This is a genomic window from Halanaerobium sp. (assembly GCF_003070835.1).
In genome coordinates this window covers 1-22,633 of the sequence record NZ_QBLR01000039.1, presented here as the reverse complement: position 1 = coordinate 22,633, position 22,633 = coordinate 1, and the positions used below count along the sequence as shown (strand labels likewise).

Genomic DNA, 22,633 nt, shown 5'->3' with positions numbered 1-22,633 from the left:
GCTTAAATATTATAGTAAAAAAGCTGAATATAACTTTTCAGAAATATTCAGCCTTAATTTATTAATTTAATTATTCATCTTATAAATAGTTTAATTTTCCATTTTCGTGTAATTCTTTAATTTGGGCTACATCTTTATCTCCGCGTCCAGAAAGGTTAACAATTACAATTTGATCTTTATCCAGCTCAGCAGCTATCTTCATTCCACCAGCTACAGCATGAGCACTCTCAAGAGCAGGGATAATACCTTCTTTTTCAGATAATAAGTGGAAGGCATCTAAAGCTTCCTGGTCAGAAGCGGTTGTATATTTAGCTCGACCGGAGTCCTTGAGGAAACTGTGTTCTGGACCAACTCCCGGATAATCTAAGCCAGCTGCAATTGAATGAGTATGTGAGATAACTTTTTCATCCTGATCATCATAGAGCACATAACTTTTGAAACCGTGCAGCTCACCAGGTTTACCATAAGTTAAAGGAGCAGCGTTTTCTCCTGGTTTATCTCCCTTACCACCAGGTTCAATGCCTAAGATATTTACATCTTCATCATCTACAAAAGGAGCAAATAAACCAATAGCATTACTGCCACCACCAACACAGGCTACGAGATAATCAGGAAGTTTACCTTCTTTTTCTAGAATTTGTTCTCTGGCTTCCTGACCAATAATCGACTGAAATTCTTTAACCATTGTCGGATAAGGATTGGGACCTACTGCAGAACCAAGCATATAGAAGGTATTATCTGCATTCTGGACAAAGTCTTTTAAAGCTTCATCAACAGCGTCTTTTAAGGTTCCATCACCAGCAGTAACTGGTTTTACTTCTGCACCTAAAAGTTCCATTCTAAAAACATTTAGAGCCTGACGTTTGGTATCGACTTCACCCATATAAATGATGCAGTCCATATCAAATAAGGCACAGGCGGTTGCTGTTGCTACACCGTGCTGTCCGGCACCAGTTTCAGCAATAATTCTTTTCTTACCCATTTTTCGGGCAAGCAGCGCCTGACCAATACAGTTATTGATCTTGTGAGCACCAGTGTGATTTAGATCCTCTCTTTTTAGATAAATCTTTGCGCCTCCAACTTCTTCAGTCAGAGATTTAGCAAGATATAAAGGGCTTGGTTTACCTACATAATCTTTAAATAAATAAGCAAGTTCTTCTCTAAATTCTGGATCATCTTTTATTTCATAAAAAGCATCTTTTAATTCCTCTAAGACATCAGCTAATTCTGGGGGAACAATACTGCCTCCAAAATCACCAAAAAACCCGTCTCTATTCTCTTCTCTACTCTTCTTTTTCATTCTCTCATCCTCCATCTCAAATTTTTTGAATTTAATAAAAGTTTAGCAGAAATATTGACTTCTGTCAACTTATGATGAGTTCCATATCTTAATTAATTTAAAGCATCTACTTTTAGCATCCATTCTTTTACAGCCGAATTTGCTGGTCCTTTTTCAAAAAACAAATCTGTCAGATCAGAATGATGCTTATTTTTACATATTTTTAATTTTGTTTCTGCCTCTGTTTTTGATTTGATTTCCTTTATAAATTCTATAGAATGTTCTTTAGGGACCAGAGGATCTTTTGCCCCATGCAGACAAAAAATAGGAGTTTTGAATTCAGATTTTATATAGTTAGATGGATTAGCTTTTTTTCTTTTTTGAGGAGTGGGAACAAAATCATATAAATATTTTTCAGCCCTGATAGTTCGACAGGGACGGGAAAGATCAAGGGGGCCGCTGATTGATAAAAATCCATTGAAAATATTTTCATCAATCTCAAACTTTTCCTGCAGCTTCTGATTTAAAAGCAGTAGAGCACCCAGATGTGCACCCGCTGACTGACCAGCTACTATCATATTTTTTTTAACTGCTGATGCTTCTATAATTTCTAAAGTCTTTTTTAGAGCTTTAAAAACATCAATTGCCTGACTGGGAAATTGATGTTCATCAGTCAGCCTATAAGCCGGTATAACTGTGATAAAGCCAAGTTTAGTAAAGTAATCAGCCACAAACTTAAAAAATTCGGGATTTCCTTTATTCCAGCCTCCTCCATGAATGAAGAAAACAATATTATTGCGACTAATTTTTGACTGAGAATTATACCACAACAGATATTGTCTGGCATTACTACTATAATTAATTTTTTTCCTATCTAAGTTGTCGCCAATTTTGTAATTTTTTATTTTAGCTTTTATAATTGAGAAGAAGGTAGTTAAATAATCTTCTAACTGCCAGAGTACCATATTCTCACGCCCCTTATTTTATTTTAAAAAAATTCATTATGATTACATACTGCAGGATATTTAACCCAGACGCGAGCCCAGTTTTACTTCCTGCTCCGGCTCAATTAAAACTACTCCTTCTTCTCCATAAACACCTAGAACCAGAACTTCAGACATAAAGTCGGCAATCTGTTTTGGTGGAAAATTAACAACTGCCAGTACCTGGCTTCCAATTAAATCTTTCGGCTGATATAAATCAGTAACTTGCGCACTGGATTTCTTTTCTCCAATTTCTTCTCCAAAATCAAGCCAGAGCTTATAAGCCGGATCATTTGCCTCTGCAAAATTTTCAACTTTAATAATTTTTCCTACTCTAATATCTAACTTTAAAAAATCTTTAAAATCTGCCATTTGTGTAGTTCCTCCATTTTAAAAGGGCTGTTTTAGACAGCCCCTGAATTTATATTCTGCCATTTTACTAATTAAATTGTGTGTTTACCTCTATCCCAGTCAACATTTGTTTTAACAACTTTAAATTCCTCATTTTCTTTTTTATAAGTTAAAAAGTACTTATTGTTGAGGGTTATTCCTAATTCACCTTTATATCTGTGGCCATCTAAATTATTATCTACCTTGGCCTGCTGAATCGAATCACAGCCTTTTATAACTCCAATTGGATAACCATCTTCCTTAATTAGAACATCAATGCCCAGAGGGCACTGATCCTCAGCTTGATAATCCACCATATAATCTTCTGCAACATAATTAGCCGGTAGTTTGATCCAGGTGGTTTCTTTTTCTTCATCGTGTAGATATACTACATATTGATTATCAATCTCCAGCAGTTTATCTAAAACAAGCCACTGTCCTGCACTATTAAATTTTTCCTCCTGCTTTTGAGAAAGAATAAAAGAAGGTAGTTCTTTAATTACTGTGAGCTCCTTTTTATTTAAGATTTCAGCATTTTCATTAAGTTCCAGCAGATCAATAATTTTCATTAAAACCAACCCCTTTCTAACTTGATTAATCCTAACTTTAAAATAAAAGCAATTTACAGTTGAAAATTTTTCAGGACTTATTACAGAGATTAGACAAAAATTAAAATTATCCTGCAGAAATATGTGAAAATAATAATCAGCCTATTATTTTGAAACATATTTATTGTTTTTGATGAAAAATCGCCACTTTTTATCCTTATAATCCTCAGCATAATCAATGTTTATTCTGGGAGAACTTTCAATTTCAAATTCTTCAGTCCCACCATCTATTATATAAAGAGAGCTATTTTCTACTAAATTACAGCCGTCAAGACTTTTGTCTATTTTTAAAGCCTGAGATAATTTTCCCGGCCCATTTGTCAAATCTTCGATTTTGCTGCTTTTAATCTGACGATTTTCCTGGATATAATTGAGTCCCTCCAGGGGCTCAACTCCTCTAATTAAAACTGCATGTGGGTTATTTTCTGCTGCTGTTACAACATTTAAACAGTAATACATGCCGTAGATTAAATAAATATAGGCATGTCCGCCCACTTTAAACATGGGAGCTGTGCGTTTTGTCTTTTTGTTATTGTGAGCATGAGAGGCTTTATCTTCAGCACCACAATATGCTTCAGTGTCTACAATTTTAACTTTGATTGTTTTTCCATCATATTTTCTAACTATAATTTTTCCTAAGAGATCTTTGGCAGCCTGAACTGCATCTTTATGATAAAACTCCTGTTTTAAGCGCAAATTACCACACCTCATGGTTATAATTAATTGATAATAGCTTTAATTTCTTTAGTCTTTATACCATTGCTCAGGAACCGGCTGGTCCTCAAGAAAAAGGTCCTGATTTTTTTGAAGAAAGGTGGAAGTTAAATCTGCCATTTCCTTTGCCTGACAGAGATATGATTCTGCATCTCCGATTTTTCCGGTGCGGCAGATATTTTTTTCAAGTAATGGTTCTCTCAGTTTATCATAATTTTTTGAGACATCTTTTACCGGTGCCTGATGGGGATGAACTGGTGCCTTGATTATTTTGTCCCCAGTAATTATTTTATATTCAACAGGTTTTTCACCAAGCCGATTGGGAATCTGATTCCACTCTTCAACTCCATGAATAAAAGTATTGCTTTTTAAAGTGCAGCCTAAAAATAAGATCTGTGCATTTCTATCATAGAGCTTGCCATAACAGCCATTTCTGGGGCAGGGAGTATCCACTTTTTCTTCCCCACTGATAAACTCTTCCGCATCTTTTCCATAAGCTGCTAAAGAATGAGTTGGATGCAGTGATCTTAAAACCCCTTCTCTTTTTCTAAAAATATTAGTTAAAATACCCACACAGGATTTTTCAGTTTTGGGATTAAAAATATTGTCCTCATTATTTTCTTCACTCCAGCTGTGAGCTGGAAAAACTAGTAAACCATCTTTCATATAATCCATAAAGGCATCAATTACTGTATCCGCCCGTCCTTCAACTTCCCCAACGGACTTCATTGAAGAATGGACCAGCAGTGTACCTTCCGGATCAATTCCAATTTCTTTAAAGTCCTTGATCAAATCATTTTTAGTATACATTAATATCCCCCATCTATAAGTTGATAGTAATTCGAAATTATAAGTAATTCATAACAAATAATCTAGTTTTAATTATTTTTATTAAAAGCTGTAATCAAATATAGAATACCGATAAAAAGTGGAATTATCATTTCAAATATAAATTCATTTTCAATTATTACTGTTGCCAGAAGACCGGTAGAAATAGAAATTATGAGCAGATAGCCGGCAATTTTTTCATACTTCCAGCCCAGAGCGAGACTAATAAAAACTAAAGGAAAAATCAGCAGCCAGAGATTATCTAAAAACGAGTAATCTGGATTCAAAAAAGGAATTGGATTGCCATAACCAAAGTAAAAGGGAAGCGAAAATAATAATAATCCTAAAGCCAGTATTCTGGCCGTCCATTTTATAATTTTGATTTTGCTCTGCTCAACTTTCATCTTATTATTTCCTTTCTAAATTCAAAAGTAAATTAAAAACCTAAATCCAGCAGCCAGCTGCTTAACTTACTTTCTCTATCTTTAAGCTCTGCCTCCAAATCTTTTAATTCACCCAGAACTTTTTCACCTATAATATTACCATCTTTCATAAATAAAACCCTGCTGCTGTGGGATGCGACCCGGATATCGTGGGTGACAATCATTACTGTTGTCCCCTCTTTATTAATTGTATGAAAAACATCCATTACCTCTTTTGCAGACTGAGAATTTAAAGCTCCGGTTGGCTCGTCGCCAAATAATATTTCCGGTTCATTAATTAAGGCTCTGCAGATTGCAGCTCTCTGCAGCTGGCCTCCGGAAGCCTGAGTTATTTCATTTTCTGCTAATTCCATAATCCCGGTCTTCTCCATCAGCTCAACCGCCCTTTGCCTGATCATTTTTTGATCTATGCTTCCTTCCATATGCGCCGGAAATATAATATTGTCGATTATTCCGAGGCTGTTCAGTAAATTTATTTGCTGAAAAACAAAGCCCATTTTTTTTAGTCTTAAATTAGATAACTTCTTTTCGTTTAATTTACTTAATTTTTCTCCCTGGAAGATTACTTCACCAGAGCTCATTTTATCCATCCCACTTACATTGTAAAGCAGGGTGCTTTTACCAGAACCAGAGGGTCCCATTACAGAAATAAAGTCACCGGCTTCAATTGAAATATTAATATTTTTTAAGACATTAAATTTCCTTTTATTGATAAAATAATCTTTAGATAGATTTTCAGTTTTTAGGATTTGATTCATCATAAACTCCTTTCTACTCAACCTTAATATCTGAGAGATTAATTTTTTTGATTGAACTGATACTTAACAGAGTGGTTAGAACTACAACTAATATCATAATTAAAGGACTTATCCAATAGCTTCTAACTGGATTAATAATCATCTCAATTCTGGAAGCTCCCATAAAAGATAGAATCAGAGTTAATAACTGTTCTCCTAAAATATTGGCAGCAACTGTGCCGATAATGATCGCAAGAATCAGAACAAAGAGAGCTTTAGTTATATACTGGATTTTAATAGAATCAATAGAAGTACCAATACTTTTCATAATCGCAATTTGAGCTTTATCTCTGGCAATTAAGGTTTTTAAGAATAGAGAAGTTATTAAAATAATTACAACTAATGCAATGATGATAGCTGCAAGAGTTAAGATCTTTAGTTGATTAATTGTATCACCCAGAGTCTGTTCTAAATATCCCTGCTGGTCGATAATCTTTGTATTATCAAAAAGAGCTTCATATTCTTTTATTTTATCATTTAGATTTGCATTTACATTAATATAAATATTATACCAGCTGGCATTTTGATAGTCGGCTGGAATATTAGCCTTAGCACTTCTGCCGCCATTGGTGATGTCCTGATAAATACCTGTGACTGTCATTTCTCTTCTTTGCTCTTCAATTATCACAGGGAGCTTATCACCAATATTTTTATTTAACTCAGAAGCACTTAGATAAGATAGGGCTATTTGATCATCGTTAACAGGTGTTTCCCCCTCCAGATAATCTACATTAAATTGACTAAAATCTCCAGTCTGAATATATATATTTTCTTCCAGACCGTCCTGATTTATAATTTTATAGCGGGAAGTTACAAAAGCTCCCTGCTCTAAGACATCGGGATCACCGGCCAGATAAGTTTTAATCTGCTCAAAGCGATCCTGAATGCCTTCTGTATATCTGAGGTCCAGTATAATATCACTTTCTGCTATTCCCATATATCTGACAAATTCTGAAGACTGAATAGTATTTAAAAAGTTTAAGGGAACAATAATAATAAATGTTGTTAAAATAAAGACCACAAAAAGAATAATAAATAATCTAAAGCGCAGCAATACATCTCTTAGTCCCAGAAAAACATTTGCATTGAGCAGTTTATTTTTCGAAAGAGAAAATCTTCTTTTATTAAAACCGCTGTTAGTATTCATTCCCATTCGAATGGCTTCTACTGGAGAAATTTTATTAAACCTTTTTAAAATAAAGATAGAAAAACCGATTACTGCTGCTGCTATCAGAAAAGCAGTAAGCAGTGGTAAGAAAACTTGAACAGCTGATTTTGGCGCTTCACCTGTATATAACAAAATATTTTTTAAAAAACTTTTTCTAAAAGCTAAATAAATCAAAAACCCAACTGTCGAACTGCTGAGAGCTATAAAAAGATATTTGGATAAATAAATCTTCTTAATATCTCGAGCGTTTATCCCTATGCCCTTCATAACTCCAATTTCTTTATAATCTTCTTCAATGGTCAGCAGGATAATAAATCTTAAACATAAAAGGGCAATCAGATTTAATAATAAGCTAATTAAAATGATAACTGCAGCAATTAACCCATCTGTCAGACTGTTGAACAGCTTAAAAATCTTATAATCAACTGCTGGCCCTTTCTCCGGCAGTTCAGACTGAGAATACTGATTTGTAAATTCACTGATTTTTTCTGGATCATTCAGCTGAAAACTAATTAAATACTCAGTTTCTCCAATCTGATTTTTCATCTTCTCAAAATCAGTCTGATTGATAACAAAACGCTTGGAACTAATAATAGACGGGTTCATCTGGGCATCTCTGACAAATTCTTTTATGATAAACTCCAGTTTGAACTGATCATTTTGAATAATTAAACTATCTCCTTGAGCTAGATTTTTTCTCTGCCTGTAATAGATCGGAACTGCGATTTCTCCAGGCTCAACCTCTATAATGTCATTATTTAAATTAAGCAGTAAATCAAAAGAATCATTCTGTTTTACAAAGCCGATATCCATTACTGTCTCATTTTCTGGCTGCTCACTGTTAATAAAAATTTCTGAGCCCGGGATATTAATCATTTCAGAGCTCTGTTGTTCTTTTACATTTGCATTTTGCTGACTCCAGTTTTCGATAAGAGTCTGATCAATAGAACCTGAGTGGTACTGAACAAAATGAGGTATAGAAGCTAATTCAAATAAGTTATCTATCGAGTCATTAAGAGTTATCAGCATATTAGTTCCACCGGCCATTAAAAGAGCTGAAAGCATAATGAAGATAAAGACAGCAAATGTTATAATTTTCTTTTTTAATAGGTCATGTTTTAAAATTTTAAGTATCATAGCGCCTCGACCTTTCGTCTTTAATTAAATTTTTCTAACAAATTGATTTAGAGCCTCAGCAATTTCTATTATTTTAGTTACATCCACTATTTCTAAATTATCTTTTTTGGTATGAGTTATCTGCTGTGAGTCAATATTGTCAATAAACCACTCCGAAGAAATGGCCACTGCCGGCACCCCATATTGAATAAAGATACTGTGGTCACCCTGGGCCCATTTGCTGCCTCTAACAATACCGGGGTAGCTCTTTATTAGATCATCTAGCTTCTTTTCCAGTAAACAAGCTAAATCAAAGCTGGAAAAAGAAGTGCCTCCAATTTTATAAGCTGCCCCATCTATGTTGATGTTTAAGAAAATATTATCAAAATTATTCTGCTTGGATTTGATATATGCCATCTGGCCGGGCACTGAATAATAGTCCTCTCCGTTAAAAGCAACCAGTTCAATCAGTTTATTACCATCATAATCTTTTAGAAGTTCAGCCAGGATTAATAGGACTGCAACACCTGTGGCATTATCTATGGCCCCGGGACTCCCTTTTTTAGCATCTATATGTGCTGTTATAACTATTCGTTGTGATGTATTTTTCCCTTTGAATCCAATTACATTATAGCCCGGGCCAGCAATTCTTTTTGAATTAGACTTAAGTGAGACTTCTTTTCCTTTTTGAGCCAGCAGTTTTCTGCCGTTTTCAGCTGTCATATAGACTGAAGGAATATCAAAATCTCCATCTTCAATCAAGGGAAATGGGTAAACACCACCAGCAAGGGCTGCATTCCTATCTGTGGCCGTAATTATTGCCTTTGCACCGCTCTTTTCTAATAAGGAAATAATTTTCTGGTGCTCTTCTGGATTATAAAAGATAAAATTCTTTGGCATTAGCTGTTCTTTAGTAATATCACCGTATAAAAGTAGAATTTTATTATCAAAATTATCATTTTCAAGTTCTTTAATATTTGAAGCAGCTTCCAGTTCAGCTTTTTCACTGCAGCCTAAGGAATAAGGACTAACAAATACTTCATATTTTTCAGAATTTGCTTTTAAAGTCGCACCTCCATCTTCCCAGTCAAAGGCATCAAACTTTTGCATATCTGTCTGCCAGTTCAGATCCTTGAGTGTATTATTAAAGAACTTTGTTGCTTTTCGGTTGCCGGGACTGCCTACAGAGCGGTCCTTAACTTCCTTACAAAAATAATTAAGATAGTTTATTGTTTTTTGATATAATAGCTTATCCATTAATCTCACTCTCTTTACTATACTTTTCTTTAATAGATATCAACCATTTTCATTTATCATTATCAATATAAAAAGGTTATTTTTCTATTCTGCCATAGTTATTCAAAGTAATTAGAATCTTTAGTGTCCAGTTACCCTGCCATTCCTGGTAGGTTTCTTTAAGGTCAGTCTGATAAAAACTTTCTCCCCAGGGAGGTTTAACGAGAGTATCTCTACTTTTCTCGATCAATTCAACATAAAAGTCAAGGTTAGCTTCGATTTTAGATTCACTTACACCAAAGCTTTCCTTTTCTGGTGCTGGAACAAAATCAAGCGGAAGTGGCACATATTCCTGCCATTTATTCTGATCATATACTATAAGCTGTTTAATTCCTTCGGCGATATTTCCTTTTAAAAGTGGCTTTGTTTTAGAATCCACTTCTTCATATAATTTTAAATAACAGTAAATTTCATTTTCTGATTCATATTTATCTTTTTCATTAATCTGCTCAACTGCATAATCAATTAGTGGATTCAAATCAATTGATTTATTATAATCTTTATATCTGTATAAATAGGCAAGCAGTTCAGCTGAGGGATTACCCCAGTTTTTATCAATAACTGTCATCTTCGCTTCTTCATCATAATGCCACCAGGGTGTGTGGGGATAATTATTGACTTCTTTGTTTACTGCATACCAGCCTTTTCTACTTTGATTAAAACTTTTTTCAAGATAAGAAATTGCCCTTTTGATAAGAGCTTGAGCTGGCTTAGTATTATCAAGATTTTTTAGATACCTTAAAGCAATTGAAGTCGCCATTGGTGTTGATAAGGGCAGCCTAAAATCTGGCTCCAGGGCCTGACCAAAACCTCCATCCTCATTTTGATATTTTTTTATTTCTGCAAGCAGTTTTTCTGGCCCTGCATTATTAAAATGAAAGTTAAAACGCTCTCTGTCGATTGGTCTTGCTTTTTCTTTTAGATTCTCAGTAATAATTTTAAAGCTTTTATTTTTTAGTTTTAACATCTAACCACTCCTTTTATTTTGCTTAAATAAAAGCCTCATTTGACTGAGGCTTTACTCCTCTATAAGCTAATTTTTTAGAATAAAATATTAATTTCTGCAGCTGAAGCTTATTACTAAATTACTCTGGCAATAATGGCCACATAATTTTCTCCATATTTTTTTGCACATTTAGGACAGGTTGTATACCACATATACCAGTCTTCTATAGAGTAGCCCTTATTAAGTGCATATCTTTCGAAATCATGACACCATTTTTCAGTTTCCTTATAATCTCCTTCATATACCTTGCAGAGAAACTTACCGGATAGAGAAACATTTTTCATGCCCGGAATTTTTCTGTCAACAGCCAGATATACATCCATATTCCATCTGGAAGTATGATTAGAAAGACAAAGATTATCTTCAATTTCTGCTCCAGCCTCAGTAATTTTCTGATCCAGTTTTTTAATCACGGCTCCAAAGCGAATTGGCATATGGAAAGCAGTGTGAACTTTATCTTTAACAAAATTCTTATCTTCCCATTCGAATAGTTTTCCATCCCATTTTTCGTGATCAAAGCGCGGACAGCATACTTCTTCTTCAACAATATTTTTCTTCATCGTGATCCTCTCCTTATTGACCCAAAACAATATAAATAAATTTCACTTAAAAACAATCCCTGATCAACTAAAAAAAGGCTTAAGTTATCTCATTTCTTTCTCTAAGTAAATTATATCTCAAATTTCAGAAAAATGCATAATTATTTTACCAATTTTAAGACCCAACTCTCTCAGCCTTTTTCTCTTCAATTATTGACCTCCAGCTGCTTTTTAAGAAAAGCTTTTATTTTTTGATAATTCTGCTCCCAGTTAGCATGGGGTTCTTTAATTAAGATCTTTTTCATTTTTAATTTTGAAAATATTTTGAGTTCCAGCTCTGCTAAATTTTGATAAAATTCAATTAAGCCCGGATAGCCATCTAGATCATTTTTCTGACCGTAGCTTTGATTTGTTACATAATTGATAACAAAATTTAACCACTCTTCTGAGCGCTCTTTTTTTACTCGCTCAAACTGATCTTCAATATTTTTAGTTTTAAGTAATATTAATAGAGGATTGAGTTCTGATATTCTCTTCTCCAGTTCTTTAACATGCTTAAATATATAATCATTTGAAGCATTATGATAGGCCAACATTGTTGTTAGAGGGTTTTGGAGAAAACAGCATTCAAAAACATAGACTTGATCTTCAGTTTCTGCTTTTTTAGAAAAATTATTCCATTTATCTTTAATTAAACGGCTGTGTTCTGCAAGAGGCAGATTATATATATCAGAATCGACAAGCTGATTTAGTATTTGATCACTGATATTAATATTATTATCATGATAAAGCTTTGCATATTCTACTAGATAATCATCATCTTTTTGAGTGCTGTAATTAGAAAATATTCTTTTATCAATTTTTAACTGGGAATAAATTTTATTGTATTTTCCCTGGCTAAGGAAAGCAGTGCTTTCATAATCAGCAGGATGATCTAAATTACCTTCTTTAAAAAGTTCATTGGCAATGTTTTTTTGATTGAGATAACTGTTGATATATGCTGCGGTACTTGTTTTGCCCGCTCCCGGAATCCCCTCAACTAATATAAGCTTTGATTCCAATATAGTCACTCCCTTTTAATTTCTGATAAATGAGTTTAATCTCCTTTCACTTCTGATTAAACACTCTTTCAGTCTGGGTTTAGATTTTACATCAGAATGGAGCAGCCTGAAATATAAACTGCGGCTGAAGTTCTTAAGATTGATTCTGGCAGTTCTTTGCTCTCGATTAGTATCTGGTTTTTGAAATTCATTAAAACTGTCAATCCAGTTAATCAGCTCGCTTTCTGTCAGCAAATTCTTCTTAACCATCCGAAAAAGAATATTGGTGATTCTCTCGTCCTCTTCTTCTTTAAAGATGTGGGTTTTATTGCTCAGCATTTCTTTTACTGCCTCTAATACCTCTAAATAAATTTCTCTGCTGCTTTCCTCACAGGCGATAAGTTCATCAAAGGCATCTGCTGCATGGGAAATTCCATCAGCCCAGCCATTTTCTACTGTATAACCTCTTAAATCATTTTCATTTTTATAGTATTTAAGCAGATTATCTTTAACTTCTAAAAATAAGTTCTGATTGATGAAAGTATTTTCTCTGTGATAGGACAGAATTAGGGCGATTAAAAGCACAGAAAAAGCTCTTGTGAATACAGTATCATCATATTTATTTCCTATTTTATAAAAAAGATGCTTTTCATCCTGAGCTACTTTTAAGATTTCTAAAAGTTGATCCTCACTAAAATACTCTTTTTCCAATATCCAGTGATAAAAAGTTCTATAGATTAGAATGTCTCTTAATTCAGGGTCTGGATCTCCTATGTATTTAAGCATTAAATCTCCGTATTCCATTAACTTTTCTCTGCTTTCTAATCTATATTCGTTCTGCTGGATTTCTATTAAATCACTCAATAAATTCTCTCTCTTTGTCAATTTGAAAACCCCTTTATTATTTATTCCAGCTCTTTATTTAACAATACCATGTGAATATGATCTTCCCAGGAACCATTTATTTTAAAATAATTTTTTGAACTTCCCTCATTAATAAAGCCCAGCTTTTCTACAACCTTAAGTGAGGCTTTATTTTTTGGCATAATATTTGCTTCAATTCTGTGTAACTTTAGTTCTTTAAAGGCATAAGCAATGGCAGCTTCCAGGGCTTCAGTTATATATCCCTGATCTGATAATTTAAAGTAAAATATTCTTCATCTTTACTGGCTTCCCACTCATTTAAGAATTCTTTATTTCTTTGATAATAAGCTAGAACTTCAGCGGCATCTTTTTCATCTAAGCTTTTTAAAATTAATCTTTCAATTTTAATAATAGTCTTTTCCATTTTAATACCTTCTTATAATAAAAATTTATAACCTGGATAAGAAATTACTTTAAACTATTACATCAAGTAATTATAATAAATTCTCTGAAACTGCTCTTAATCCCGGTTTTTCAATCGGAAAGCCAACTCCAATTGCAGTACCAAAACTTAACATTACAGAATTATCTGTTTCAGCATAGGCATCTGCTGCAGCAGTCCCGTCATGGATAAAGGAAATCTCTATCTCTCTATCAATCAGTCTGCTTACTTCAGCTTCTATCTCTTCCTTCAGGTTATCTGATAATAATCCCAATTTGCCGTAACCCCCTCCAAAAAACTTATCATCAATCAAATCATTAGCTATACTCACTGAAATGTTAGAGCAGGGGTTTTTGTATTCACTTTCTATTTCTTTCCAGGTCTCACTTATGATTTTAATTATATGATTTTTTAACTTTACTGCTTCCTTTTTTTCTTCACTTTTATTTTCAAATTCTATTTCCCCAACATGTTCAGATTTCAAACTGCTAAACTGAATAATTTCCTTTAACTTCTCTTCTTTAAAAACTGCTAAACCGCGCTTAATTAAGGTCTGACCGAAGTCAAAAACTAATAATCTTCTGCATTTCTCTGGTGCGTGTCTGGCAGCTCCTATCATGGGGATTAAAGAAGGGTTTTCAGCAATTTTTATATTATACTGTGGTGTTTCAGCTTCTCTAAATATTTTATCGATATAGTATTTTAATCTCTGGCCTAAAATGCTGTTGCATAATCCTCCAGCAAAAATAATATTTTCAACCTGCTGCCAGTAATCCCAGTGCTGATCTCCCCAGTCCGGTCTGGCGTCTTTATTAACCTGATCACCTCTTTTTAAAGTGAGTAAGATAAAGGCTAAATTTCTTCCTAAGCGTCGGGCAATGTTTTCTGCAGTCAGCCTGACTTCCAGTTCTTCTGACTCCAGTGCTTTATTTAAATAGACTGGCAGTTTTACATCTGCAATGCTTTCTAAATCTAAATCAAGATATTTACTTTCTTTTTTAATTTCTTTAATTAAGTTATCAGCTGACATGAGCCTTAAACCTCTTTTGTCTTTGACTTCAGGATCAACTGGAATATCTGGTATATCAATAACCCGTAATCTGTTTAAGGATGTATTATCTGTTGGTCTCATATTTTCTAAAAATGGATTGTTTATCTGCTGCATCTAAAAACTCCTTTATTTAAATATTAGTCAATTATTTTGCTCATAAAAACATTCTTTTCTTCAAGCTGAAAACCATTTTTTTGATAAAAATGATAGGCTGGAGTGTCTTTATCAGTATTTAATATGATATATTTAAATTCTATTTCTTTCAAATAATCATTTAATTTTTTTATGAATCTACTTCCTAAACCCTGATTCTGCCTCTCTTTTTTTATAAAAAATTCTTTTATATAATATTCATCTCCCTGCCACCAGCTAAAAGTATAACCAAGATAAACACCAAGAATTTCATCCTGCTCATCTACTAAAAGAAGGGATAGGGAATTATTATTATCTGTGAGTTCATGCAGATATTTTTCCAGCTGTTTTTCATCTTCCCACTTATCAAACCAGGGTTTATGAGAAAAGACATCTAAAAAAATATTTTTCATTTCTTGATAATCATTTTTATTTAGTTTTTTTAATTTCATTTAATTTCTCCTATTCTAAATCAAGTTTCATCTGATAAAATTCATATTCTCCGCCATTTGTTTTCTGTAAATATTCATCTATGATTTTAAAGCCTAATTTTTGATAGACCTTAACTGCCCGCTGATTGAATTTTGCTACAGCAAGCATCAGATAATCCCTGTCATAATTATAGTTTTTTATTCCGAATTTAATACCGGCTTTAACAAATTCTGCTCCATATCCTTTACCTGTAAGCGTTGGTTTTAAGCCAAAGCCAATCCACATTATATCTTCCTTAAAATAATATGAATAAAAGCCAATTAGTTGCTCAAATTCATTTAAAACCACAAAGCTGTTATCCCATTCATCTGGATCTAAAAATTCTTCTAAATCATCTTCATCTGCTGTAATATCATAGAAAGAATAAATACCTCTGTATTTCCACTGATAGGCGATTTCTTCTGCATATTCTTTATTCATCTTTTTAAAATTGTATTTCATATCTTTTTTACTCCCGTTTCAGTGATTTTAAAGGTTTTATTATCACAGTCTATTTCAGCCTCTACTCCATAGGGCAGAATAAAGATTGGAGATGTGTGCCCAAAATTAAGATTGTACATTATTGGTAAATCATCTCTTTTTGCTTCATCTCTTATTACTTTTAAAAATTGCTCTTTATATTCTTGATAATATTTTTCATCCCCGGGTTTCCCAATTATAACTCCATTTATCTTTTCAAAGATGCCAAGAGCATTTAAAGCTCTCAAATACCACCTGATATAATCTGGAGAAGGTTGATCCTCACTTGTTTCTAAAAATAATATTTTGTCTTCCCACTCATTTAGTTCTGGCCATAAAATTGTTCCTCTTAACCAGTCTAAAACTTCAATACAACCGCCGATTAGTTTACCGCTTACTTTTCCCTTTCCCTGAAGGATTTCATAGCCTCTTTTTTCTTTTTTTAATTTGCGCTTGATCTTACTGTTTTCTTTATCTTCCCAGGGCAGCCACTCAGAAGTCCAGTGTTTACTGGCTTTAATCTCTCCAACTGGTTGAGAGCTGAATAAAGTTTTTTCAATTGACCTAATTGTGTAATCATGCATTTCAACATTTTCTGCAAATTCTGCCAGGATGCTGGGACCATAGAAACTTGTCAGGCCAGCTTTGTAACACATAAAATGATTTACAGTTGTATCTGAATATCCCATAAAAATTTTAGGATTATTTTTTATAACATCAAAATCGATATAAGGTAATAAGCGGAGTGTATCATCACCGCCAATATTAGAAAAGATAGCTTTTATTTCTTTATTTTTAAAGGCATTCATCAGATCTTCAGCTCTTGCTTCAGGATGTTTATCCAGAAATTCACTACCTTTTAAACTATTTGGCATTTCTATAAGTTTTAAGCCAAACAATTCTTCTACTCGTTTTTTACCAATTTCATATCTATGTCTAAATTTTTCATCGCCTGCTCCACCCCAGGATAAACTCACTGCTGCAACTTTATCGCCCCTAGTTAATTTTTCTGCTTTTATCAACTATAAACACTCCTTCTTTATATTATCAGTTCATTTTTAAGACTTAAGAAAATACTTCTAAGTAGTTGCTTTCAGAATTCAAAAATTAAAATAAAAGGTTATTAAAATAAATTAAGCGGAAACTATTTCAAGTATTTTTCCAGGACAATATTAATAGATTTTTTATGTTTTGTTTTAATTTCATTCGGTAATTCTCTTTTTAATATATTTAATAGTTCTTTCGCTGCTTTAGGTATTGGTTTAAGTAAAAGATTATTTATTTCTGATCCTAATTCTGGATATACAAATTCAAATCGCCTCAATGGATCGAGATTGTCTAGAATTTTATTTTCATCTAAATCATTATTTTTCTCGATTAAAAGCAATAACTTATTTAAAGCAGAAACCTTTACAAATTGATGGCCACTAATTATTTCACCACGATTATACCTTCCAATTCCAACAACTAGATTAGTAATAAACTGTTCTATTAAAAGGTCATTATCAGTATATGAACTAGCTTGAACAGTTGTTTTATCTTTGGTTTTTTCTATATTCTTTTTGATATTTGCTTTATCAATTAAAATACGATAAGAATTAATTTTTGCCAGGAACAATTCTTCTTTATCAAATACTGCAAATTCAATTAAATGGCCGTTATTATAGAAAACTTTTAAGCCATGTTCAGTTTCCTGAAAAGATAATAAGATATTTTCAAAATCAGGCAGCCAGGATAAATTTTCACGAAACTCTTTTTGATAACCGCTTTTTACAATTACAAAAAAATCATGATCAGACCATTCATCTGGCTGATGATTCTGTTTAGACATTGAACCTACTGCAACTAACCCGGTAACTTGATTATAATTTAATAGCTTATCTTTTAAATCATCTGTAAATTTATCATATTTAATAATTTTCAAGATTATTCTCCTCAGAATTATTTTTATTAATTTCCCATTCTCTTTTTAACAAATCCATATATAAAACATCAGAGTAATTTCCCTTTCGACTATCAAAACTTGCCTCTCTCATAATTCCTATTTTTTTAAAACCCAGCTTTTGATATAGGGATTTTGATTTTTGATTGTCAGCTAGAGTTGTTAGCTCAATTCTATTTAAATTAAGAAAATTAAACATAAATTCAATAAAATTGTTTAGTGCATCAGCACCATATCCTTTACTCCGCTCTTTAATCTCACCAATTTCTATACCAAATTCTGCACTTCTATTTCTTTTATTCCAGTTTTGATAAGAAATTTCTCCTATTGGTGTTAAATCTTCTTTTTTACAGATAATATACATTTTTTTAGTAGGGAAAACTTCATTATTTTTTATTTCAGCTTCTACCTGCAGTCTAAATGATTCTTTACTCATTAAAAATCCATATTTAAATCCACAATAAAGGTTTCCCTGGGAATTATTTCTCCATCTATGAAGTAATTTCTCATCTCCCAGTTCAAGCTGTCTAATAAATACTTTGTCACCTTCGATCAAATAAATTCCTCCTTAATAATGTGTTTATTTCCAATTATTATAAAAAACTAATTCATCCAGAGCTTTTTTCTCCTTTTTTTCTTTTTTCTCAGCTGCATACCCTAGAGGCATCAAAAAAAGACAAACAATATCATCAGGTAAATTTAATATTTCACTTGCTTTTTTTATATCCAGATATCCAACCCAGCATCCATTTAAACCATAATTTGCTGCAGCTAAAAGCATATGTTCTCCAGGAATTAAAGGGTTTGAATTATTCCAGAAGCTATTCATCATTTTTCGATTATTATAAGAATTAAGATAAGAAATTAGTTCACTGCCAAAGCGGGTTTTATTAACTCTTAAGGCAAAATTGTCTTCTGAAAGTTCTGCTAAATCATAACCAATATAGGTACAATGTGCGATGATAACTGGTGCTTCAGCTATCCACATTTGTTTTCCAGCTACCTCTGCTAAATCTTTCTTAATTTTATCATCCCTGACAACACCAAAATATCTATTTTGAGCGTTTCCACCTGAGGGGGAAAGACATCCTGCTCTTAAAATATTTTCCAGTATTTCAGGGTCTATTTTTTTATCGGAAAAACTTCTGATTGACTGTCTTTTTTCTATAACTTCCATAAATTCCATATAACCACACCTTTTCAAATTAAATTTCTTTATATAGTCCACTGATTATGGATAATCCCTCTTAATTTCCAATTATCTTTATATTTTTCAAAGACCAGGCGTAAACTTTTCCAGTCCATTCCTCCGAATTTTGCTTTAAAACCTGGAAAATAATATTCAACAATAATTGGTTTTTCATAGACTTCAAACTGATTTTCTATCATGTTACCACTGCTCAAAACTTTATTATAACCGATTTTATCTGCATTTATAAAATCATTAGTATAAATGAACTGATAATAATATTTTTCTGGAGTTAATCTTATTTCCTTACCGCTGCCGTCATAATAGCCCCAGAGATATTTTTTATTGATCTTAAAAAAATTGCTCACCTGTTCTTTGGTCAAGTTTATATCTTTTTCTGGCCTAACGTGCGTGTAGGGAGTAAATCGCAGTCCCTTTTCTGGGTGCACATAATCAGCAAGCTTCTTAAAATCCCTGGCAGCAATGAGCCCTATTACTTTTTCAGACTTTTCCTTAATTATCTGTTCAGCAGCTTTGGCTTTAATTATCCCCTGCTCTTCAGCTGCGGCAGCTGTGTTTAATAAAAGTACAAAGATCAGAAATAATCCAGCTGTAATTATGCTTTTTAAAAGCAGTTTTTTCATGATATCACCTACCTTAATTAGTTTTATCAATTTTGTACCAATAAGTTTTTTCTTCCTTATATTTTTTCATTCCAACTTTTTCTAATACTCTTTGTGAAGCCTTATTATCTTTATTTGTCTCAGCAACAATACTTTTAATTTTATCATGTTTAAATGTCCACTTAATAATAGACTTTAAGGTTTCTGTCATATATCCTTTGTTTTGATATTTTTGCTCAATACCATAACCTACTTCAACTTCACCTTCCGTATTTACTGGCCCTTTAAATGTGATTCCTCCGATTATCCTATTTTCTTCTTTTAAAATTATCTGCCAGTTTGTGTACCATAAATAATTCTGCTTATCTTTTAAAGCTTTTTGATAGGGTTTTCTGAATATTTCCTTCATTTCTAAATTTAATTTTTTACCAGTAACTTTAACGCCTAAATTTTTCTCTAATGCGGCCGTGTTTTCAATATATAATTTAAAGTTTTTTAAATCAAGGGCTATAATAATTAATCTATCAGATTCTAATTTCAACAATTTTTTCAACCACCTTTAAATTAATTTATAATGAGTTTTCAAAACCAATCTTAAATTGTGGTGAACTATTTCCATTATCAAAAGCAATATCTGCTCTAATCGGCCCTAAAAATGTATAATAGATCAATCCTGATCCCTCTTTCTTTTTAATTAATTTTCAAAATAACATTACCAGTTTTTTGACCGCCTGCAGTATAAGTAAAGGCTTCACTAATTTTTTCTAAAGGATATTTTCTATCTATAACCGCCTTAAACTTATCTTCTTCTATCAGCTTTTTGATAAATTCAATACTGCCCTTAATATCTGAGGGAACAGGAAAAATGACCTTTTTTCCAGAAGCTATCTTAGTTATTAATGCTAAGAAAAGATTCTCTCCCAGGCTTCCTAATTCTGATGAAATATAAACTCCATCTGCTTTTAAAATATTTTTGCATTTAGCAAATGAGCTTTTGCCAACTGCATCAAAGATATATTTATATTTTTGTTTATCTTCTGTAAAATCTTCTGTCTGATAATCAATTACTTTATCAGCACCCAAAGATTTCATTAATTCTATATTTTTGCTGTTGCCTACTGCTGTAACATAAGCATCGTAGTATTTTGCCAACTGGACTAAGGCAGAACCAATTGCCCCTGTTGCTCCATTAATAAGAACATTATCTCCCTTTTTTACTTTAACTTTTTTAATAAAATTGTAGGCATAATGGGCACCCTCAAGACTGGCTGCAGCCTCCTCGTAAGATGATTTTTCTGGTATTAAACTTAAAGCTTTAGCTGCTGGAATCTTCATGTACTGGGCATGAGAAGCTAAGCCGCTGTCATTAAAACCAAAAACTCTGTCACCTACTTTAAAAGAGTCTACCTTATTACCAACAGCTTCAATTTCTCCAGCAAAATCTGTACCGGTAATTGACAGTTTAGGTTTTAATAAACCGGTAAATAACCTCATTACATAAGGGCTGCCGCTGAGCACTGCACAATCTGTTCTATTGACAGTTGCTGCATGTACTTTTATTAAAAGTTCATTTTCCCTTATTTTTGGAATCTCTAATTCTTTGATTTTTAAGCTTTCAGGAGCTCCATATTCTTTTCTATAAGCCGCTTTCATTTTATTTGATTCCATTTTCTTCCTCCTTTGAAACGAGATTTTTATTATTTAGAACCCAGAATAGATTTTGCTATCATTACTGAAGTTTGTAAATTAAATTTTTTCATAAGTTCAGGAAATAAAAAGCCTCTCCAGCCGCTTTCTTCTCCAATTCCATAAAAGAAGATCCAGCTCAATAAGATTAAAAACTGATTTTCAAAAGGGACCTTAGAATTAATTCCAATTAAAGTTGGATCAGTCCACTCTCCAAAAATCACCCCTGTAATTAAATAAGAAAAAAGAAAAAATCCGCTCGGAACTAATACGGCAATAAATATCCATTTTGGCTCTGAAAGCTTTAAAAATTTATGCTTTAAGTATTCTTTTAAACCTTTTTTCTTATAATAAATTATAGAAGTAATAATGGCAGCAAATAGTGGTCCAAAACCGCCAGTTAAATGCAGGAGCTTAGACTGACCCCAGCTAACATTAAAGTTGTGGCTGACTAGATTTGGCAGCCAGATCAGCCAGGAAATTGTGTAAGCTGTTATTATAAAAGTAGTAATTCTCTTATAATTAAATTGACCTTGCTTTTTATTCATATTCACCACTTCCTGGATATTAGCTTAGTTATTAAATAGTTATAAAAAGTGAAATTATTTATCTTTCAGCCAGTCTAAAACAGCATAAGCCAGGCTGCTGCAGCAGGTGGAATTTTCATATAATCTACTGCATGGCCGGTGGCAATTACATTTTTGATCCTGGGTTCAAAGTCTGCTGCTCTTAAAGCAAACCAGCCTCCCATAGAAATACCAAAAATCGAGACATTGGTTAAATGAAGGCAATCCAGAATTTCCTTAACCGCTTTTTCCCATTTATAATCCAAAGCAATTCCCTGTTTGATTAAAACATTGCCCTGGCCCGGTCCTTCAAAAGCAATAACCTGATAACCATGGTTTTTAAGATATTTGATCAGATAATAAAACTCTTTAATAAAGGAATCAAAGCCACCATCTAAGATTATTGTCCCTTTCTCCTCTTTATCAAGGCACAATTTACATCCTCTGCAGATTTCTATATTATACTCACTCAACAAAATTATTTCAGATTCTAGATTTCCGTATGAATGCAGTTTTTCTAAGAATTCTTTAACTGCATTAAATGTATTCGCTCTCCGAGCACTGCCAACAAAAGCTGTTACTTTCATAATGGCAGCCTCCCCTCATATTTTTTTAAATATATCTTCTAACTTTTTTCATATAGTCTGTATATTCTTTTCCAAATTCTTTAACACACCATCTTTCTTCTGCTAGTATAAGATAGTGAACAGAAATTTGGAATACAATTAAGATTATAAAATAAAACGAGGAATTTATTAAAAGACTGCATCCAAGAAAATATATAAAGAAAGCCACATACATTGGATTTCGTGAATATTTATATAATCCCTTTTTATTTATTCCATTATTTTCTGGTCTGGCAAAATCAACGGTCGATTTCATATATAGTAATGTTCCTAATAAAAAGATTAATAAACCTAAAAAGTTTAGAGTTGTATTGATGTTATAATAGTATCCCGAAGTTCAATAATATAGCGTTG

27 protein-coding genes and 1 pseudogene are annotated in these 22,633 nt (G+C 32.7%); all 28 read right to left on the bottom strand.

What is annotated here, in order from left to right; translation table 11 throughout:
• Window positions 1-79: 79 nt before the first annotated feature.
• The 28 genes and pseudogenes from trpB to CI949_RS20895 all read right to left on the bottom strand — a co-directional run bounded on the left by trpB (window position 80) and on the right by CI949_RS20895 (window position 22,535).
• A complete protein-coding gene (trpB, locus tag CI949_RS06435; protein WP_290764257.1) occupies window positions 80-1,300 on the bottom strand; it encodes a tryptophan synthase subunit beta in 1,221 nt (406 codons plus the stop codon).
• A gap of 92 nt (window positions 1,301-1,392) precedes the next feature.
• Window positions 1,393-2,244: an alpha/beta hydrolase gene (locus CI949_RS06430; protein WP_290764254.1), complete on the bottom strand. Its 852-nt coding sequence runs from the start codon at window positions 2,242-2,244 to the stop codon at window positions 1,393-1,395.
• 60 nt (window positions 2,245-2,304) lie between these two features.
• The gene (locus CI949_RS06425) at window positions 2,305-2,634 is read right to left on the bottom strand and encodes a tRNA-binding protein (protein ID WP_290764251.1); all 330 of its coding nucleotides are present in this window, start codon (window positions 2,632-2,634) and stop codon (window positions 2,305-2,307) included.
• A gap of 71 nt (window positions 2,635-2,705) precedes the next feature.
• Window positions 2,706-3,221: a hypothetical protein gene (locus tag CI949_RS06420; RefSeq protein WP_290764248.1), complete on the bottom strand. Its 516-nt coding sequence runs from the start codon at window positions 3,219-3,221 to the stop codon at window positions 2,706-2,708.
• Window positions 3,222-3,365: 144 nt separating this feature from the next.
• Window positions 3,366-3,956, bottom strand: a complete 591-nt coding sequence (locus tag CI949_RS06415; RefSeq protein WP_290764245.1) for a DNA-3-methyladenine glycosylase — start codon at window positions 3,954-3,956, stop codon at window positions 3,366-3,368.
• A gap of 48 nt (window positions 3,957-4,004) precedes the next feature.
• Window positions 4,005-4,784: an AAC(3) family N-acetyltransferase gene (locus CI949_RS06410; protein ID WP_290764242.1), complete on the bottom strand. Its 780-nt coding sequence runs from the start codon at window positions 4,782-4,784 to the stop codon at window positions 4,005-4,007.
• Window positions 4,785-4,852: 68 nt separating this feature from the next.
• Window positions 4,853-5,206 carry a hypothetical protein gene (locus CI949_RS06405; RefSeq protein ID WP_290764240.1) on the bottom strand — a complete coding sequence of 118 codons (354 nt, stop codon included), beginning with the start codon at window positions 5,204-5,206 and terminating at the stop codon, window positions 4,853-4,855.
• Between the two features lie 32 nt (window positions 5,207-5,238).
• On the bottom strand, window positions 5,239-6,006 hold the full coding sequence (locus tag CI949_RS06400) for an ABC transporter ATP-binding protein (protein ID WP_290764238.1): 768 nt from the start codon (window positions 6,004-6,006) through the stop codon (window positions 5,239-5,241).
• 10 nt (window positions 6,007-6,016) lie between these two features.
• Window positions 6,017-8,347: an FtsX-like permease family protein gene (locus tag CI949_RS06395; RefSeq protein ID WP_290764236.1), complete on the bottom strand. Its 2,331-nt coding sequence runs from the start codon at window positions 8,345-8,347 to the stop codon at window positions 6,017-6,019.
• Window positions 8,348-8,371: 24 nt separating this feature from the next.
• A complete protein-coding gene (locus CI949_RS06390) occupies window positions 8,372-9,583 on the bottom strand; it encodes a M28 family metallopeptidase (RefSeq protein ID WP_290764233.1) in 1,212 nt (403 codons plus the stop codon).
• A 76-nt stretch (window positions 9,584-9,659) separates the two neighbouring features.
• A complete protein-coding gene (locus CI949_RS06385) occupies window positions 9,660-10,589 on the bottom strand; it encodes a hypothetical protein (protein ID WP_290764231.1) in 930 nt (309 codons plus the stop codon).
• 113 nt (window positions 10,590-10,702) lie between these two features.
• Window positions 10,703-11,188, bottom strand: coding sequence for a hydrolase (locus CI949_RS06380; RefSeq protein WP_290764228.1), 486 nt, complete (start codon window positions 11,186-11,188; stop codon window positions 10,703-10,705).
• A 185-nt stretch (window positions 11,189-11,373) separates the two neighbouring features.
• Window positions 11,374-12,228 carry a hypothetical protein gene (locus CI949_RS06375; RefSeq protein WP_290764225.1) on the bottom strand — a complete coding sequence of 285 codons (855 nt, stop codon included), beginning with the start codon at window positions 12,226-12,228 and terminating at the stop codon, window positions 11,374-11,376.
• Between the two features lie 15 nt (window positions 12,229-12,243).
• The gene (locus tag CI949_RS06370) at window positions 12,244-13,092 is read right to left on the bottom strand and encodes a DUF2785 domain-containing protein (protein ID WP_290764222.1); all 849 of its coding nucleotides are present in this window, start codon (window positions 13,090-13,092) and stop codon (window positions 12,244-12,246) included.
• Window positions 13,093-13,112: 20 nt separating this feature from the next.
• A pseudogene (locus tag CI949_RS20900) lies at window positions 13,113-13,495 on the bottom strand (GNAT family N-acetyltransferase).
• 70 nt (window positions 13,496-13,565) lie between these two features.
• Complete coding sequence (locus CI949_RS06355; RefSeq protein ID WP_290764218.1) at window positions 13,566-14,678, bottom strand: hypothetical protein; 1,113 nt, start codon at window positions 14,676-14,678, stop codon at window positions 13,566-13,568.
• Between the two features lie 23 nt (window positions 14,679-14,701).
• A complete protein-coding gene (locus CI949_RS06350; protein WP_290764215.1) occupies window positions 14,702-15,148 on the bottom strand; it encodes a GNAT family N-acetyltransferase in 447 nt (148 codons plus the stop codon).
• 10 nt (window positions 15,149-15,158) lie between these two features.
• On the bottom strand, window positions 15,159-15,629 hold the full coding sequence (locus CI949_RS06345; protein ID WP_290764212.1) for a GNAT family N-acetyltransferase: 471 nt from the start codon (window positions 15,627-15,629) through the stop codon (window positions 15,159-15,161).
• Window positions 15,626-16,669: a S66 peptidase family protein gene (locus CI949_RS06340; RefSeq protein ID WP_290764209.1), complete on the bottom strand. Its 1,044-nt coding sequence runs from the start codon at window positions 16,667-16,669 to the stop codon at window positions 15,626-15,628. Before CI949_RS06340 ends, CI949_RS06345 begins: the two co-directional genes overlap by 4 nt.
• Before the next feature lie 122 nt (window positions 16,670-16,791).
• Window positions 16,792-17,571, bottom strand: coding sequence for an aminoglycoside 6-adenylyltransferase (locus CI949_RS06335; protein ID WP_290764207.1), 780 nt, complete (start codon window positions 17,569-17,571; stop codon window positions 16,792-16,794).
• Window positions 17,558-18,145, bottom strand: a complete 588-nt coding sequence (locus CI949_RS06330) for a GNAT family N-acetyltransferase (RefSeq protein ID WP_290764204.1) — start codon at window positions 18,143-18,145, stop codon at window positions 17,558-17,560. Before CI949_RS06330 ends, CI949_RS06335 begins: the two co-directional genes overlap by 14 nt.
• Before the next feature lie 24 nt (window positions 18,146-18,169).
• Complete coding sequence (locus CI949_RS06325) at window positions 18,170-18,775, bottom strand: nitroreductase family protein (RefSeq protein ID WP_290764201.1); 606 nt, start codon at window positions 18,773-18,775, stop codon at window positions 18,170-18,172.
• 29 nt (window positions 18,776-18,804) lie between these two features.
• Complete coding sequence (locus tag CI949_RS06320; RefSeq protein WP_290764199.1) at window positions 18,805-19,422, bottom strand: hypothetical protein; 618 nt, start codon at window positions 19,420-19,422, stop codon at window positions 18,805-18,807.
• Window positions 19,423-19,435: 13 nt separating this feature from the next.
• Entirely contained in the window at window positions 19,436-19,945 is a 510-nt protein-coding gene (locus CI949_RS06315) for a GNAT family N-acetyltransferase (protein ID WP_290764198.1), read from the bottom strand.
• A 146-nt stretch (window positions 19,946-20,091) separates the two neighbouring features.
• Window positions 20,092-21,069: an NAD(P)-dependent alcohol dehydrogenase gene (locus CI949_RS06310; protein ID WP_290764195.1), complete on the bottom strand. Its 978-nt coding sequence runs from the start codon at window positions 21,067-21,069 to the stop codon at window positions 20,092-20,094.
• 29 nt (window positions 21,070-21,098) lie between these two features.
• Window positions 21,099-21,635, bottom strand: a complete 537-nt coding sequence (locus CI949_RS06305; protein ID WP_290764192.1) for a type II CAAX prenyl endopeptidase Rce1 family protein — start codon at window positions 21,633-21,635, stop codon at window positions 21,099-21,101.
• Window positions 21,636-21,709: 74 nt separating this feature from the next.
• The gene (locus CI949_RS06300; protein ID WP_290764187.1) at window positions 21,710-22,240 is read right to left on the bottom strand and encodes an alpha/beta fold hydrolase; all 531 of its coding nucleotides are present in this window, start codon (window positions 22,238-22,240) and stop codon (window positions 21,710-21,712) included.
• 25 nt (window positions 22,241-22,265) lie between these two features.
• Window positions 22,266-22,535 (bottom strand): isoprenylcysteine carboxylmethyltransferase family protein, encoded by a 270-nt coding sequence (locus CI949_RS20895; RefSeq protein WP_365941440.1) that lies wholly within the window; start codon window positions 22,533-22,535, stop codon window positions 22,266-22,268.
• Window positions 22,536-22,633 lie beyond the last annotated feature (98 nt).